At 68.8% G+C, this 1,915-nt stretch carries 1 protein-coding gene; it reads left to right on the plus strand.

Annotated features, from left to right (window positions below):
- Positions 1-175 precede the first annotated feature (175 nt).
- Positions 176-1,891 carry an IS1182 family transposase gene (locus P3T39_RS37295; protein WP_280703773.1) on the plus strand — a complete coding sequence of 572 codons (1,716 nt, stop codon included), beginning with the start codon at positions 176-178 and terminating at the stop codon, positions 1,889-1,891.
- The last annotated feature ends 24 nt before the right edge of the window (positions 1,892-1,915 follow it).

The raw sequence follows: 1,915 nt of genomic DNA on the forward strand, positions 1-1,915 counted from the left end.
GATCTTGGTGGCTAATTCCAAGTTCCTTGCGATGCCCCAGAGTTGAGTTGCTCTGGGGTGGCCCGGGGAGCGGTATCGGACCTGTTCCTTGGGCCAGGGGTGGCAGCGTGGCCACGGTGCAGTGGATCATGAGCGCTGGTGATCTCTCGGGCCTCGTCTTGGATCGGAGCATGTCGTGTCGGTGCAACCGCAGCCCTGGCCCCAGCCTGACCCGCAGATCGCGGCGGCGATCCGGGCGATGTACCGGGGCAAGCGGGAGGCGCCGCTGGCGGTGCAGGTCCGTGACCGGCTCGGCGAGCTGTTCCCGGACGCGGCCTTCGCCGACGCGTTCGGCCGAGCCGGCAAGCCGGGCTGGTCGCCGGGCCGGCTCGCGCTGGTCACGGTCCTGCAGAAGGCCGCGCACCTGACCGACCGGCAGGCGGCGGACGAGGCCCGAGAGAACCTGGCGTGGAAGTACGCCCTGGGTCTGAGCTTGGAGGATCCGGGGTTCGACCACAGTGTGCTGTCGGAGTTCCGCTCCCGTGTTGTCACCCACGGGTTGGAGGAGCGGGCGCTGGACCTGCTGCTGGAGCGTCTGCGCGAGCTGGGCCTGGTGGACGCGGGCGGCAGCCAGCGCACCGACTCCACGCACATCGTGGCAGCGGTGCGGGATCTGAACCGGCTCGAGCTGGCCGGCGAAAGCGTCCGGGCGGCCCTGAACGCGCTGGCCGCCGCCTGTCCCGACTGGGTCGAGCAGGTGCTGGTCGTGGAGGACTGGAGCCGCCGCTACGCGGACCGGATCGACACCTGGCGCCTTCCCACCTCCAAGGCCAAGCAGGACGCGCTCGCGCTCGACTACGCCAAGGACGGCTACACCTTGCTGCACGCAATGTATGCACACGGCTCCCCGGCATGGCTGCGTGAGCTGCCCGCGGTGCAGAGCCTGCGAATCGTGCTGGTGCAGAACTACACCCGCACCATGGCCGGCAGCGGGCACATCCACGTCAAGCGTCGCGAGCGCGCCGAGGACGGGGGCGACGGGCTGCCGCCCGGCCCGATACGCCTGGCCTCCCCCTACGACACCGACACCCGCTGGTCCGCCAAGCGCGAGACATTCTGGAACGGGTACAAACTCCACGTCTCGGAGACCTGCCATCCGCAGGCCGACGGAGACCGGCCCGCCCGCCCGAACATCATCACCAACGTGGCCACTACCGCCTCCACCCTGCCGGACACCAAGGCCCTGGAACCGATCCATCAGATGCTCCAGCGCCGTCGGCTCCTGCCCGCGCGGCACTACCTCGACTCCGGCTACCCGAGTGCCGAACTGATCGTGGGCTCGGCCAAGACCTACGGCGTCGCCCTGATCACTCCGGTCCTGCTCGACACCTCCCGCCAAGCCAAGGCCCAAGAAGGCTTCGCCGCCCATGACTTCGCCGTTGACTGGGACAACCAGCAGGCCGTCTGCCCCGCCGGGAAGACCAGCACCACCTGGAACAACGTCGTCCAAGAGGACGTGACCAAGACCGTCGTTTCCTTCGCCGCCCTGGACTGCATCCCCTGCCCTTTCAAGGACCGGTGCACCAGCGCCCGCAGCAATCGCCGCCAGCTCAGCCTCCACCCCCGCGAACTCACCGAGGCCATCCGCGACGCCCGCAACCGACAGCAGACCGGAACCTGGCAACGCGACTACGCGCTCCGCGCCGGCGTCGAGGGCACCGTCCGCCAGGCCACCCACACGACCGGACTCCGTCGCGCCCGCTACCGCGGCCTGGCCAAGACCCATCTCGACCACACCACCAGCGCGACCGCCCTCAATCTCATCCGCCTCCACTCCTGGTGGAACGGCCGACCACTCGATCGCGCCAACCAAAGTCACCTCGCCAGACTCCAACTCAGCCTCGCAGCATGAAAGTTGAAATTAGCCACCAAGATC

Origin of the sequence: Kitasatospora sp. GP82, assembly GCF_029892105.1 — a bacterium.
In the GTDB taxonomy this organism is placed as follows: domain Bacteria; phylum Actinomycetota; class Actinomycetes; order Streptomycetales; family Streptomycetaceae; genus Kitasatospora.